General features: G+C 44.1%; 13 protein-coding genes. 6 read left to right on the plus strand and 7 right to left on the minus strand.

From position 1 onward, the window contains the following. Positions 1-139: 139 nt before the first annotated feature. The 3 genes from HPY31_RS17370 to HPY31_RS17380 all read right to left on the minus strand — a co-directional run bounded on the left by HPY31_RS17370 (position 140) and on the right by HPY31_RS17380 (position 2408). Positions 140-595 (minus strand): SMI1/KNR4 family protein, encoded by a 456-nt coding sequence (locus HPY31_RS17370; protein ID WP_172141729.1) that lies wholly within the window; start codon positions 593-595, stop codon positions 140-142. Between the two features lie 253 nt (positions 596-848). Then, positions 849-1313, minus strand: coding sequence for an SMI1/KNR4 family protein (locus tag HPY31_RS17375; protein ID WP_172141730.1), 465 nt, complete (start codon positions 1311-1313; stop codon positions 849-851). A 30-nt stretch (positions 1314-1343) separates the two neighbouring features. After that, positions 1344-2408, minus strand: coding sequence for an HNH endonuclease signature motif containing protein (locus HPY31_RS17380; RefSeq protein ID WP_172141731.1), 1065 nt, complete (start codon positions 2406-2408; stop codon positions 1344-1346). A 488-nt stretch (positions 2409-2896) separates the two neighbouring features. Here HPY31_RS17380 and HPY31_RS17385 point away from each other — a divergent pair, with 488 nt between their 5' ends. After that, a complete protein-coding gene (locus HPY31_RS17385) occupies positions 2897-4165 on the plus strand; it encodes a helix-turn-helix domain-containing protein (protein ID WP_172141732.1) in 1269 nt (422 codons plus the stop codon). A gap of 363 nt (positions 4166-4528) precedes the next feature. Here the strand turns inward: HPY31_RS17385 and HPY31_RS17390 are convergent, their stop codons facing one another. Then, positions 4529-6256, minus strand: a complete 1728-nt coding sequence (locus HPY31_RS17390; protein ID WP_172141733.1) for an amidohydrolase — start codon at positions 6254-6256, stop codon at positions 4529-4531. 274 nt (positions 6257-6530) lie between these two features. Between HPY31_RS17390 and HPY31_RS17395 the strand changes: the two genes are divergently transcribed. Further along, the gene (locus tag HPY31_RS17395) at positions 6531-6980 is read left to right on the plus strand and encodes a MarR family winged helix-turn-helix transcriptional regulator (protein ID WP_253901847.1); all 450 of its coding nucleotides are present in this window, start codon (positions 6531-6533) and stop codon (positions 6978-6980) included. Continuing rightward, on the plus strand, positions 6968-8584 hold the full coding sequence (locus HPY31_RS17400; protein ID WP_172141735.1) for an MFS transporter: 1617 nt from the start codon (positions 6968-6970) through the stop codon (positions 8582-8584). The genes HPY31_RS17395 and HPY31_RS17400 overlap by 13 nt, the downstream gene beginning before the upstream one ends. A gap of 39 nt (positions 8585-8623) precedes the next feature. Here the strand turns inward: HPY31_RS17400 and HPY31_RS17405 are convergent, their stop codons facing one another. Both HPY31_RS17405 and HPY31_RS17410 read right to left on the minus strand, forming a co-directional pair. After that, positions 8624-9223, minus strand: coding sequence for a pentapeptide repeat-containing protein (locus HPY31_RS17405; RefSeq protein ID WP_172141736.1), 600 nt, complete (start codon positions 9221-9223; stop codon positions 8624-8626). Between the two features lie 60 nt (positions 9224-9283). Then, positions 9284-10039 carry a metallophosphoesterase family protein gene (locus HPY31_RS17410; RefSeq protein WP_172141737.1) on the minus strand — a complete coding sequence of 252 codons (756 nt, stop codon included), beginning with the start codon at positions 10037-10039 and terminating at the stop codon, positions 9284-9286. Positions 10040-10071: 32 nt separating this feature from the next. Here HPY31_RS17410 and HPY31_RS17415 point away from each other — a divergent pair, with 32 nt between their 5' ends. From HPY31_RS17415 to HPY31_RS17425, 3 genes are all read left to right on the plus strand, one after another. Further along, complete coding sequence (locus tag HPY31_RS17415; RefSeq protein ID WP_172141738.1) at positions 10072-11148, plus strand: SMI1/KNR4 family protein; 1077 nt, start codon at positions 10072-10074, stop codon at positions 11146-11148. Between the two features lie 167 nt (positions 11149-11315). After that, complete coding sequence (locus HPY31_RS17420; protein ID WP_016741148.1) at positions 11316-11873, plus strand: RNA polymerase sigma factor; 558 nt, start codon at positions 11316-11318, stop codon at positions 11871-11873. Beyond that, on the plus strand, positions 11870-13624 hold the full coding sequence (locus tag HPY31_RS17425; protein WP_172141739.1) for a DUF4179 domain-containing protein: 1755 nt from the start codon (positions 11870-11872) through the stop codon (positions 13622-13624). Before HPY31_RS17420 ends, HPY31_RS17425 begins: the two co-directional genes overlap by 4 nt. Before the next feature lie 53 nt (positions 13625-13677). On the opposite strand, the gene HPY31_RS17430 is transcribed toward HPY31_RS17425, so the two are convergent. Then, entirely contained in the window at positions 13678-14211 is a 534-nt protein-coding gene (locus tag HPY31_RS17430; RefSeq protein WP_172141740.1) for a GNAT family N-acetyltransferase, read from the minus strand. Positions 14212-14219 lie beyond the last annotated feature (8 nt).

Below are 14219 nucleotides of genomic sequence, written 5' to 3' on the forward strand. Positions count from 1 at the left end.
TAATTCCTGCAAGCATGGTGACACCGTTTTTCGATGAAAATCTCTTTGTGGAGGTATCAAGTTGTAAGTAAAACGAGCACGAGCCTGTAGAATCGCTTCTAAGGCTCGCTTCGCGTTTTGGGAGGGAAATTCGTATCCCCTACTCCCTTTCCTTCAACTCATCCTGTAAAAACATCACTAAGTTATCAGCAATCTTTTCTGCGTACTCACTGACTTGCTGTTTACTCATTATCTCATAGTCTTCTTCATGATCGAACATGACAATGGGGGTGTTATCTATCGTGTATTCTATCCCTTCTTTGCTCAGGTCAAAGCAGTAGGCATCTCCCCCTAAGTTAGTAGCAAAAACAATATACCCGTATTTGGATACATCTCTTCCAGGAACCAATTCATTGTTTTCCACCAGTACGTTGGCAATTGAGCATATCCTTAAATCCCCTAAGTCGAATACTCTGGTTGCATTGTATTGAGAAAAATAGTTCGTGAAATCTTCAGGCAAATTGAGTGACTCTAATTTTGCAATCTCTTCTTCTGAGGCTTGTACAAACTCCACACCTGTTATATGGCTAATTGTTGTCATGAGCTCCTTCAACATCTGAAATGTCCCTCCTCCTTGACTACATTAAATCAATCATTTATTTCATCAGTACACGGGTTGTCTCCTGCACCATATCCCGTAAACCATGGTGACACCCTTTTTCGATGTGAATCTCTTGGTTGAGGTATCAAGTTGTAAGAAAAACGAACCTGTAGAATCGCTTCTAAGGCTCGTTTCGCGTTCAGGGAGAGAAGTTCGTAATCCCTAAATTTTTTACTGTTTTTAGCAGTCTCTATAGCGTGGCTCCTTTTTAAAGATTATTTTCCCTTTTCTTCAATTGATCCTGTAAAAACATCACTAAGTTATCAGCAATCTTTTCAGCGTACCCACTGACTTGCTGCTTACTCATTATCTCAAAGTCTTCTTCATGATCGAACATGACAATGGGGGTGTTATCTAACGTGTATTCTATCCCTTCTTTGCTCAGGTCAAAACAGTAAACATCTCCCCCTAAATTAGCAGCAAAAACAATATACCCGCATTTGGAAACATCTCTTCCAGGAACCCATTCGTAATTTTCCATCAGTACGTCATCAATTGAATATACCCTTAAATCCCCTAAGTCGAATTCCCTCTTTCCATTATAAGACAAAAAGTAGTTAATGAAATCTTCAGGCAAATTAAGTGACTCTAGTTTTGCAATCTTTTCTTCTGAGGCTTGTACAAATTCCACACCTGTTTGATTGCTAATTCTTGTCATTAGTTCTTTCAACATCTGAATGGTCCCTCCTTGATTACTCTTATATTATTCAGTTTCTTCATCAGTACACGGATTATCTCCTGCACCATATCCCGTAAACCAGGGCGACACCGTACTTTTATGGAAATCTCTTGGTATAGGTATCAAGTTTATCGGGTCATTAGATCCCCCATAAGCCCTTGGTCTTATATGATGAATATCATACCCTAAAAAGTCGAAGTTTGTTTTATATTGCTTCCTATACCAATCCTTATATGCTGATCGCTCTTTCTCTGTCCAAGGCACCCTATAGTCTTTATGAACTTTAGTCCAAGTTGTAGTCTCGGGTTCAGGCATTATCTGCTGAGAGATAGGATCTTTATAGTAGGGATAGCCAAAAGCTTTACGATTTAACAAAATTTTATCTGGGGCAAAAACAGTAAGACTGCCACCAGCAGGGGTTTTTCCAAAGTAAGGTGTCATTCTAGCAACTGATTGCCAAAATCGGGCGTCTTTAAGAGAATATGTGACCCAATTTGTGTAAGAACCAACAGCAGGATTATCCCATTTAATATCCTCTCTCTTTTCTACTATATAGCTCCCATTTCTTTCTGTAGCAGCACTTAAAGTCAAATCAGCATTCCACCAATCTGGTTTCTTTCCTCCCGGAGGAATTACAAACGAAATCAGTTTTACTCTAGTTTTGACCTGTCTATATAATACGTCATTGTCTATCTCAAGAGAAAATAATGCTAAGCCATCCGCTGACTGCGCTTTATCTTTACCTGCCTCCCCTAATTCTATATTTGATTGGCTTTTCTCTTCTTCAGGAAGTTTAAATTTGGCGACGATAATGCCGGGTTTAGCATTTACCTCACCATCCATCATTTCCTCAGAACTACTTGAAACTTGTTTATCTTGAATGACAGTTACATCATTACTTTCGAGAATTCTTGGATTATCAAGATATTTAGCCAGATCTTCTAAAGTAATATCATCTGTCATTTCGATATGAAGATCATTAGAGGTAGCATTTGTATTATTCTCAGCAGAAGCGAAGGTAGGAATAACTGTAACTAACAAAAGTAATAGGATCAAAAGAAGAGAGGTCTTTCTTTTGTAGAAAAACATAACTTCAGCTCCATTCAATAAATAATTTATTCCTTCCCCGTTTTAGTATCACCAACATTTTGATGACCTTAAACCAACAGGGAATTTTACTGCGGGTGTCAGTTCTGAACTCAGCCGTTTCCTAAACTCCCGATTATCATTAAATTTTCCAAATACCCTCAATTACACTTCCAGTTCTAATTGCGGCACGGTGCACTTGCTTACAGAAGTTGTAGTTGCAACTGCAAATACAATAAAGCGCGAAGCGTAAAATTGGCGAGAGGGGCGAACGGCCTTTCTTATATATTCTCTAGCTCCTATGATTATCACCCCCCCTTTTTTACGATAAGTACATTTATGACTATATCAAAGTTTCCAAATTTAACCTTATTTCCGTTTTTCTAGAAAATGTAATTGAATCAGAAAATATGGTTAAATATGTAACTAATGGTTAAAATCACATGTTATATTATCCATAAAAAGAAATTTACTAGGGGGGATTTGTAGCTGTGTTAGAGGTTAAAACATTTGGTAACGTACTAAAAATGTATCGAGAAAAAGCTAATTTAACATTAGCTGAACTGTCAACCAAGACAGAGATTTCGACCGCTACAATTAGTAAAATCGAAACAGACTCTCTTACCCGTCCAAACATGCGCAACGTCATCGAGTTAGCAAAAATATTAAAGATACCTTTATATCAGGCAATTACACCATATTTAGATAAAATCAAGCGTATTGAAACTCTTGAATTTCTATTAGAGGTAGTACTAGAACATGGGAATACCATCCTTATACAAAAAGTCGCGCTGCGACTACTTGAATCTCCTAGGAATAATACGTTCTTGTCACTGGATTACCTATACCAGTTAGCTGGAACCATGGAAAAGGGAGAATTGCGAGTGGCAATCTACGATATCATTTCTCACTACTCCCGCGAACATGGAATTCCTGTTTATTTAGCCCGCTCTTTGTACCAAAAGTACATGATTCGACGCGAAAATTTCAAAGAATTGGATCAAACCTACATAGAGGGTAAAGAGTTACTGCATTACATGAGTTACTTACATAGGGACGAGCGTATTCTTGCGTATTACAAGTTGGGAGTACATGCATGGTGTCGTAGACTTTACGAAGAATGTATCCAACTCTGCAAACAAGGCGTAGACCAAGATCCTAGTCAGGGTGAGAGAAAAGCGGCAGCAATCCTAACAATTATCACTTCGTATATGGAATTGGGAGACTATATACTCGCGACCGTGTACTTAGACAAATACGATGAGTTCAATTTCCCTCAAGTACGTAAAAATGCGCAATACCTTCGAGCCAAACTATATCTAAAGACTGAAAAGTTCACTAAAGCAATACCCGCTCTGCAAGACTGTTTAGAGTGCCAAGACCAGAATGACCGTCTTCCTATCGCAAACGACCTACTGGCAATCTACTTTAGGATGAATAACAAAGAAGGAATGCAAGATATTTTTTTAACAGAGTCCACGTTCCTACCGACAGCCCCAAACACTCCAAGCAAATATGAACAGTTGGGTTTATATTACCGCTCTAAAGGTGGATTTTATCTTCAACAAGACTGTGAAGAGTTAGGCGTAAATAGTATTATGGAGAGCATAACCTATTATGGAAAAATCGGTGCGCTGGAAGAGGTGAATAAGAGCTTCACTACACTTCTGGAATACCACATAATAAACGAGAAAAATTTTTCTTTTGATATACTCCAAAATTTGGTAAAAGTGTATAATGGATTCAATATCCAATCATGAAAGGTGGGTACTCATGAAAAAATTGATTCTGTCTTTATGTGTCTTATCTGCGCTATTTGTAGTCCCATTGACGACCGAACCGTCAATAGAGTCAAAACTAACAAAACCAAGTTATTACCCTGACCCCGGCTGGTAAACAAGTGCTCCCAAACATTTGGAGCATTGACTTTATTCCTCCAATCAGAGAGCTCCTGCAAAAGCCCATTTTTTCATAACAAAAAACACTCAAAGAAAAACGAGCCTGTAGAATCGCTTCTACGGCTCGCTTCGCGTTCAGGGAGATTTTTGTCCCTCCTAAATTTTTTGCTATTTTCCAAAACACCACTTTTGTAGCAGCCTCAACAAGACAGCCATTTTCCCCACTTACTTTGCTTCCTTCTGACGATAAACTTCCTTCCCTTCAACCAAGGTCAGCACGACTTTCGCATCCTTGATTTGAGCGGCTGGAATTTTAAACAAGTTTTTATCGAGCACGATGAGATCTGCCTTCTTGCCGACTTCGATCGAGCCTGTGATGTCATCCACGTGGTTGGCGTAAGCACCATCAATCGTGAAGCTGGCGATCATTTCCGCAAGCGTCGCACGCTCGTCTGGGTTGGCAACTTTGCTCGGATCGGTTACACCCTCCTCGATCCGGGTAATACCTTGTTGAATGCCGTGCAGTGGATTGAATTCCGGCGTTACGATGTAGTCAGACGAAGAAGCTACATGCACCCCTTTTTTCAGGAAGCTCTTCATCGGGTATTCTTTTTCTGCGCGTTCGTGGCCCAAGTACGGCACTTCGATCTCATCGTAGTAGCCCTCTTCCTGCATAAACCAGAATGGCTGCACGATTCCGACTGCACCCAGCTTCTTGAAGCGCTCGATGTCTGACTCATTGACCAGTTGCAAGTGAACGAGCGAGTGGCGAGCATCATGCTTGCCATTTTGTTTCTCAGCAAGCTCCATACCGTCTAGTGCAATGCGGGTAGAAGCATCCCCGATGGAATGGATGTGCAATTGGAAGCCTGCCTTGTCTACTGCGGCAGCGGTTTGATTGTATACCTCTGGCTTCCAGATTAATTCTCCGTTTGTTTCCTTATGGACATACGGCTTTTCCAAGTAAGCTGTGGCGCCTTCTACGACTCCATCCAAAAAGATTTTGACGGCGTTCACCTGGAATAGCGGATTTTGATTTTGATTACGCTCACGGATTTTTACGAATTCTGCGATCTGCTCAGGTCCTTTTTCTGGGTTCGCTGTCAACGCATTGCGGAAGCGGATTGTCAGCTTATCCTCTTTCGCGAGCTCCTCGTACGCTTCCAAGACGTTTGGATAGCGCAGCATATCCGGATCGCGCACTGTCGTTACACCGCGTTCAACGGCTTTTTCTTGGTAGGCTTCAATCCCGGACTTGTATTGCTGTACGGTGTATCCCCCGATTTTTGACAGCACCAGATTCATTGCGCTTTCCCGCAACGTTCCAGATGGTTCTCCTGTTTTCGGATCGCGCTCGATAATGCCGCCCTCAGGGTTTGGCATGCCCTTCGTGATTCCGGCCAGCTTCAATGCTGCCGAGTTCACCCACAAAGAATGTCCATCGTCGGAGGTCAGCGCGATTGGAGTCGTTGGCACGATTTTATCCAATACTTCCTTGCGCGGACCAATACCAGGCACTACCGGATTGCTCCAGCCGCGTCCTTGCAATGCTGGTTCGTTTGGATGCTCTTTTACGAATTTCCCGATGATCGTAACGTATTCCTCGACAGAGCCACCGTCAAACAAATCAATGGAGTAAATAAGTCCCGTCGTTTTGCTTGCATGCGTATGACTGTCAATAAAGCCCGGCAATACCATTTGGCCTTTCAGATCGATTACTTTCGTATTCTTGCCGATGTGTGCTTTCGCATATTCATCTGCGCCAATAAAGACGATTTCATCACCGCGAATGGCCACTGCTTCTGCCCAGCTGTTCTTATTGTCCACTGTGTAGACCGCGCCGTTCGTTAATACGACATCTGCTGGCTGCTTTGTCCCTTGGGCGGCAAAAGCCGACATCGGGCACAGCAGCGCTGTAGCGAGCAATGCGCTGGTTAATTTTTTCGCAAACACGTAAAAATCCCACCTATCTATTTATCTAAGATGAAAAGAATGCCAAAACTGATTGTAGCATCGCAACTCTGAAAATTCCATGAAGTCCAATCGAAAAATAGTATTTTTCCCCGATTTATGACGAAATTGATCACATAATGACCACCTGAATTGGTCAAATTGGTAAAAGGTTAATTTGACTCTCCTTCATGAATCGATGTATACTCATAAATGTTTTAGTGGGTAAACATTTAACACCATATATAATTAAGCAATGAAAACAGGAGAGGGTACGATGCAAAGCCAAGTCAATTTTGAAGAACTTTATATACAACTCCAACGAAAGGTTTCGGCTGAGTCACACAAGCGTTTGGACCCACTCGTATCAGGATCACAAGCGATGCTTTTGCGAATCCTAGATATGAGCGGTCCGCAGAAGGCATCTTCTATTGCAGTACGTATGAACATTACCCCCGGAGCGGTTACGAGTCTCGCTGATAAATTGATTGCTTGCGGCTATGCCACGAGAAATCGTGACAGTACGGACCGCCGCGTCGTGCAACTGGACTTAACCGATCAAGGAAAAGATATCCTGCGGCAATACAAAGCCGTGGTGAGGAGCACGATTGAACAGTTTTTTGCAGGCGTATCTGATGAAGACAAACAACACTTAGTCCGCATCTATCACCAGGTTCTGAAAAATATAGATCAACAAAGAGAGGAGCATCAAGATTGCAACAGCTGACAGAGAAAAAGAAAGTAACGATTATGATCGCGATTATTACAGCCATGTTTTTCGCCGCGATCAACCAGACCATTATCGGGGTTGCCATGCCGCGTATTATTTCAAAGCTGGGTGGCATGGATTACTATTCGTGGGCGATTACGATTTATTTGCTGACCTCAACCGTCGCTTCTGTACTGGTTGGGAAGCTCTCCGATATATATGGAAGAAAACCGTTTATTTTGACGGGTATTGCGTTGTTTAGTATCGGAGCCTTGTTGTCTGGGTTTTCTACTGATATTTTTCAACTGATTAGCTATCGTGGCATTCAAGGGGCGGGTGCCGGGATCATCATGTCCACTGCTTTTACCGCCATGGGTGATCTGTATGCGCCTCGCGAGCGCGCCAAATGGGGCGGAATCATGAGTGCCGTCTTCGGTGTATCCAGTGTGCTCGGTCCTCTGATGGGTGGCTATATCGTCGACCATCTCGACTGGCATTGGGTGTTCTGGATCTTCTTGCCGATTGGCGTGATTGCCTTTATGTTGATCATGATTCATTTCCCAAAAGTACCAAAGCAAGAAGGAGAGTCTGTGGACTACTTCGGCTCGCTGTTCCTGACACTCACCATCGTACCGATGCTGCTCGCCTTCTCATGGGCAGGTAATGGCCCGGGCAAACACGCTTGGGGCTCGTGGCAAATTATTGGCTTGTTTGCCTCCACAATCATTGCGTTGACCGTGTTTATTATGATTGAGAGAAAAGTAAAGACTCCCGTGCTTCCACTGGGCTTGTTCAAAAACAGTATTTTTACTGTCTCTAATCTGGTCGGATTCTTCCTCAACGCAGGGATGATGGGTGCTATCATTTATGTGCCATTCTTTGTCCAAGGGGTCAAAGGCATCTCTCCGACAATGGCCGGTTATGTAGCGATGCCGATGTCGATCGCCATGCTCGCGACCTCTGCAATCGCCGGACAAATCATGACCAAGACGGGAAAATATAAAAAGATGGCGTTGGGTGGACTTCTCGTCATGACCTTGGGCATGGTGCTGATGTATTTCATGTCGCCAGCCACACCAATTTACTTGCTCGTGATCTACATGATCATTCTCGGTTTGGGGATCGGGATTGCGATGCCAGTCTTCTCTTTGACGGTGCAAAATGCAGTCGCACCGCAGCAATTGGGTGTCGCTACAGCAACGTCGCAGCTTTTCCGCAACCTCGGTGGGACCATTGGAATTGCTGTCATGGGAACCGTCATGAGTGCCAGCATGACTGCGAAAATGACGCAACTGTCGGGAGCCATGGGTCAGGTGAACAATCCCGCATCAGCCGACCCTGCTCTGGCAGAGAAGCTGTCGCTCTTTACGAATCCGCAAAATTTGTTGGATCAGCCGAAAATTGAAGCCGCACTGGCTAGTTTGCCACCGGATTTACAGCCGCTGTTTACTCACATGCTGGATATGATCCGGGAAGCGATGAGCTATGGAATTACGACTACGTTTTTGACTGGGGCGATTGTAGCGGGTATCGCAGTCATCATCGCGCTGTTCCTGAAGGAAATTCCACTGCGTAGTGGGAAAATGGGACAGAAGCCGGAGGGCGAAGCAGGAAAGGCTTAATAAGGAAAAGGAAGAGGGCGCTCGTCCTCTTCCTTTTTTTCATGGGGTATGGATTTGCTGTATGAGCCAATTTCTCGCGTCTTCTCCTGCAAGAATGTCTGGCTGCTCCAAGGTACCGATATTAATACTTATGATAGTAGCTTCTTCTAAACCGGTTACTCCTTTTAATTGCGCTCCTTTAAACAACACTTCTTCAAATGAAGAATCTCGAATATCCGCATCCTGTAAATCGGCTTCTCTAAAATCTGCCTGATAAAAAAGAGCATTCACTAATTTTGCCTTCCGCAAATCGACTCGCGCAAACACCGTTTCGAAGCAAGAACTTTTGACAAAGTTTGTCTTTTGTAAATTAGCATTTGAAAAGTCTGCATAAGACGATTCGCTTTTGATGAAGATAGCGTTTTCTAAATTTGCTGATCGAAACGTTGAGGAGTACAGATGCGCTGCATAGAGATCTTTATCCTTTAGATTCATCCCGTCAAAAGTACTGGCGATCAAACGAGATTGATCCAAAGGGTACTCTGCTACGTCTATTGAGCGAAAGTCTACTTCATCGACGACTAGTCTCTCACCCGTTTTCCCAATCGAATCAATCCATTGCTTGTGCAAATCTAATTTTTTGATGATATCGTCCTTCATGAAAACCCCTGCTCTCCCACTCATTTTGTGCCTATAGTATGAATGCACAGGATCGACATGCTACAGCTCCGCTCTTCCCGTTCGGATCGCATACGCATAGTCTCTGCGTCCGTTTTCTTCCGCTCTTCTCGCTGCCTTCTCGAAATCATACGGAACCAATACATGCTCGACTAGCCACGAGCCACTTTGTGGTTTTACCGTGACGTACTTGGCATGTGGGGTTTTCGATTCCATCGAATGCGGGTACGGCGTCTCTTCAAAATACGCTGGCAATCCGACACTCCCCGGATTTACTACGAGCTTCCCATCTGGGAGCCACACGGATTTGGGCACATGAGAGTGTCCGCAAAAAATGACTTTTTGTTGGATACCTGTCAGCTCAATCATTAGCGCATTCGCACTTTTGTCTTCTATTCCGTAGGGAGCAACGTTCTCCAATAAATAGATATCATCGGCAAAAGGTGTTCCGTGGCAAAATAACAGATCATCCTGTGTCCATTGTTTTTGGAATGACCCGATCCAGCTGAGCATTTCTTGTGTCAGCAGTGGTTTCACGTATTGGAAGGTCATTGACTCCATTTGCTCTCCCAGTAAATATCTGTCACAATTACCCATGATGTGGATGATTTCAGCTCGCTCCATCAAGAGCTCTGCTGTTTTGATCGGATCAAGCGGCCCGAATAAGGTATCGCCCAAATTCACAATGGTTTCAATTCCGCGGGAATCTATGTCGTGCAGAACAGCTTCTAATGCATAGGCGTTGCTGTGTACGTCAGAGATCACCGCGATGGAATGATTGTTTTGGCTCAAGGTCATATTACTCCTTTACGATTGAGGTGCTAGACAGGATGATAGATACCGCCCCCAAAAGCGCGTTTATTACAGAGGTCGAAGAAATGCTAGATCAATACCACAGCCTCTATGACGGAAATTGTCCATATGTTTTGAATGAACGATTGACATTGGAGCAAATCGAACAGTTCGAATCCTCGGCTCACATAGTATTACCGCAAGACTACAAAGATTTCCTGCTCTACATCGGAAATGGCGGGAAGCATGCCAAACAGTTCCCCCTGTCCTTGTCACATGCAAAGGGGTGTTTGGAAGAAAGCTTACGAAAAACTGTTGGCTTAGAATATATGAGTCTCCCCTTTTCCTTGGACAAATGCAACCGTTGCTTTGACGATGATTTAGACGAAACAGAAGACGATACGATTACGGACGATGACGTTGGATATGATCAGATGATTACGGAGGCACTTCACGGTACCATCACCGTACATAACGATGGTTGCGGGTATTTTATTGTCATGATTGTATCAGGTGAGCTTGCCGGAAAGCTGTACTACATCGATACCTGTAATGGACAGGGGACACGTTTCGTCAGTGATTCATTTGCAGCGTATTATCTCAAATGGCTGAATCAACAGATGACCCGTAGATTGGCCTACTTGGAACAAAACGACAAGTTTGAATGCGTCATTACCGATGTGAAGCTTGGCGGAAATGTTAGGGATTTGCACGTACGCAAGCTAAATAATGACTTTTTGTTTCAGTTTGAATATTTTTGCCCGGGTGATTTCATGCTTGCGGGGGGATATTCAGAGTATACCAAGGTCAACGATCACCTTGTCGTCTCTCTCTACATGGAACATGTATCATTTAGTGCTTTAGAGTTGACCCAACTGGATAATAATATGGAACCATCGCTTAGCCATATTGGAGATCGATCCTTGCACGAGGTCATCGGGCGTGTAAACAGATTATTTACGCACGATATTGGCGGAAATCACTTCCCACTGTATGTGGAAGGACTGGAGCAAGAAATTTTGATTAAAGGTGCAAAGGATATAGCTGTTTCCGTCGGCGATGTTTATAAAATTCGAGGACGGTTGAGTGGCGAGGTTTATCGGATTACACGGTAAAATGGAAAGAGGATGCCCTTCTAGCGAGTGAAGAACGGCATCCTCTTCCTATGCCATTTTCTTTTTTTATAAAAAAGTTTGAGAGGGGTTTCCCCTTCTTGTCGTCTATAGTAGTGAACAGCAAAACGGAAAGCTGCGCAGCACCTTTTTGCAAGGAGGTAACAAACATGCAGGACGATCGAGAGGTCATTGCGGAGGTTCTTCAAGGAAATAAAGAGGCTTATGCTCTGATCGTCAATAAATACAAGGGAAAAATCGCTTCGATTCTCCAGCGCACGCTCCATCATTCTCATGATGCCGAAGACATGGTGCAGGAGGTTTTTATCAAGGCGTACTACAGTCTGCCAGATTATAAACCCAATTGCTCCTTTTCTGCCTGGCTGTATCGAATTGCGATCAATCGCGGGATTGACGAGCTGCGAAAAAGAAAGCGGATGCCTTCCGTAACGGAGATGGATGTCGAGGTCAAAGACGAATGTCCGATCCCAGAGGAAGATTATCTGGAAAAAGAACAGCGTCATGCTTTGCGACAGCAGATGATGACACTGGACAAGAACCACAGGACGATTCTCGATTTGCATTATCTCCAGCATTTAAGCTACCGAGAGATCGGCAACAAACTATCTTTGTCCGTAGATACCGTGAGAATGCGCCTTTCCTATGCCAGGAAAAAGCTGCGAGACCAGCTAAGCAAGCCGGAGAAAAAAGGGGGTACCCCGCTTTGAATTGCCTTACGCAAAGACAGCTGATCGCCTACATGGAAGATCGTTTATCGCCAGTGAACAAACGAAATGTCGAAAGTCATCTCGATCATTGCACACACTGCCAGCACCTACTGGAGCAATGGGTCAATGAGCTGCACCAAACAGAAGAAACGATGTGGGAAAACTCCCTCTCACCAAATATGGATCAAAAGATTATTCAGATGCTCTCCCCTCATCCCGTGAGAGTATTGAACCCTGCTACACCTACACACCAACCACCTGCGTGGAAACAAAGGAGTATCACGATCATGAAAAGAATGACGCTTGCCGCCGCTGCATTAACCATCGTCGTCTCGGGAGGAATGCTCATCTCCCCGACCTTTTCCAGTTATGTCCATGCTGCTTTTACGAACAGCCCGATTGGCAAGGCTGATCCTGTAGCACCTGTGAGCAATAGCTTCCTGGAAAAATTAGCGGACAAAGGAATTGCTCAAGCAGCCAAGAATGGATTCGCACAGTCCGTTGGTATAAGTGCGACCGATCAAGGCCTCACTTTCACCGTGCATGAAGTGGTCGCCGACCCGCTGCGTATTAGCATAGCAGCTTCTTTAAAAGACAAGAACGGTAAGCCGACGGACGGTTTTTTGAGCCAAATGATCAGAAGAGATAACAAGGAGCAAGTCATTACAATCAAAGACAAACAAGGGAACGTACTGAAGCCTGTTGAGTCATCTGCAAATGAAGACACTCGCAGACCAAATGAAGATTGGCACAATGTTATGTATACAGATACCGGTACCATGTCCTTGAATCGTGAGCTGCGCAGCTACTTTGCTGATATCAGTGAAATTCCGGACGAGCTGATTGTGGAGTTCAACATTAAACAATTGGGCGACATCAAAGGAAACTGGAAGCTGTCCGTACCTGTTGACATGAAAAAGGCAAAGGCCGCGACGAAGACACATGAGATCAACAAAACATACACGACTCCGCAAGGGCTCAAGCTGGACGTAAAACAGATGACGTTTGCACCGAGTGGGATGGAAATGGTCGTAGATCGCTCGAATACGGATAACCAGCGAAAAGAATACAGCTACGAGCTAGTCAATGAAAAGGGCACAGTTGTCGCCGCTTGGGATTCCGATGCTGTCACCCGTAAAGCCAGCAAACAAAGCAATGTCATCCCGTATTTGAAATGGGAGCATACCCGCTCTACTGAAAATGGAACAAGAGACTTCCACTACTTCCAACCAATCGACGAAAGCCAAAGCCTCACCTTCAAGCTGAAGTCTGTATATACAGAGGAAACAGCTAAGCTTAACGCGAAATTGGACACCAATCGCCTCGAAAAGAAAGAAGTCATTACAGCGAAAGACCAGGGAGATCAGTTTACTTTCAAAAAATATCAAAAGGATCCAAACGCAGTCGTTGATTTTGAAGGCTATGACGGCCATCACCGCGTGAACGACGATGGGACTACCACAAAATTGGAAGGCTACGATCTGGCATTCGAGGCAACTCTCTCTCCAGATACTGCCGCTATGGGTCCCTACCAATACTGGACCATTACAGACGAGACAGGGAAAAAGTACGAAGACATCGACTACTTAATCAATAAGACTGAGTATAAAAATGATCGGGCTATTTTCGAAGGAACGATCTTCTTAAAAAACCTCACAACCCTTCCAAAGCAATTGATCATTTCATCCAAGAAACGAATGGTTGAACACAAAAATGTAGAGTGGGAAGTACCGATTTACTCTGGAAAATAAGGGCTCTTCATACGCAAAAGGCTGGTGGTACCCATCGTACCGCCAGCCTCTTTTCATGAGATATATTCCTGCTGCAAAATTCCCATGTAGACGATATCATGCCATTTTCCCTCTCGAAACAAAAACTGCCGCGAGATCCCCTCCTGCTTGAATCCGAGCCTCTCATACAGCTTGATCGCCCTTTCGTTAAAAGAAAAAACACGCAGCGATACCCGATGCAGATTCATTTCCAAGAATGCATAATCCAGCAGCAGCTTCATCGCTTCTCGTCCATACCCCTTTCCCCAATACTCCTTCTCCCCAATATCGATGATGCATTCCGCATTGCGATTTTTCAGGTCGATTTGGATGAGAGAGGTAATCCCGATCGGTCGATTGGTTTGGCTGTCTACGATCATATAGCTCTTCGAGGAGCTTGCATGCAGAATGACCTGATTCACAAACCCGTTCGTATCTTCCCACGTATAGACGTCCATAGACGGATTCGTTGTCCGCATGACTTCTTCGTCATTTCTCCACTTGTGGTAGACGTCCACGTCCTCCCCCGTCATTTTTCTCAAATAGATTCTCTCTGTTTGAAATAACATTCGTGCCC

Origin of the sequence: Brevibacillus sp. HB1.3, assembly GCF_013186635.1 — a bacterium.
GTDB lineage: Bacteria > Bacillota > Bacilli > Brevibacillales > Brevibacillaceae > Brevibacillus > Brevibacillus brevis_D.